This is a genomic window from Seonamhaeicola marinus (assembly GCF_008085455.1).
Window position 1 is genome coordinate 1 of record NZ_VSDQ01000242.1, and the last position, 497, is coordinate 497.

Genomic DNA, 497 nt, shown 5'->3' on the forward strand with positions numbered 1-497 from the left:
CGTTATTCAGATTTTAATCCAGATATAGACCAAGTTGCAGCGTATGGCATAGGTGGTTTAATTGCTGGTAAAATATTGGCAAAAGCAGGCTTTTTTGCAGTAATATTAAAATTCTGGAAATTTATAGCCATTGGCGCAGTAGCACTTTTTAGTAGTTTCAGAAAAAAAATATTTGGCAATAAAAAGGAGGCTTAACAATCCTTTTTCAAATTATTTTAAAAAAAAATAAAATTTTATAAATAATAAGTGACCTATAATAAAAACAAGTGTCTTAACTCATAACAAACCAAATGGCTGTAAGCTAAATTTTGAAAACCCTAAAAAACATTAATAAGCTATCCGATGAGGATTTGGTAAAAGCAATTGTTAAAAACAATGATACATTGCTTTTTGAAATACTGTACGACAGGTATTCACACCTGGTGTATAATAAATGTTATGGGTTTGCAAAAGATGAAGATGAAGCTAAAGATTTAACACAAGATGTATTTTTAAAA

2 protein-coding genes are annotated in these 497 nt (G+C 28.8%); both read left to right on the top strand.

Annotated features, from left to right (window positions below; translation table 11 throughout):
• Positions 1–195 (top strand): DUF2167 domain-containing protein (locus FUA24_RS03750; protein WP_148540130.1); only part of this gene is annotated, 195 nt, incomplete at its 5' end.
• Between the two features lie 113 nt (positions 196–308).
• On the top strand, positions 309–497 hold a 189-nt coding region (locus FUA24_RS03755), incomplete at its 3' end, for an RNA polymerase sigma factor (protein WP_394344182.1).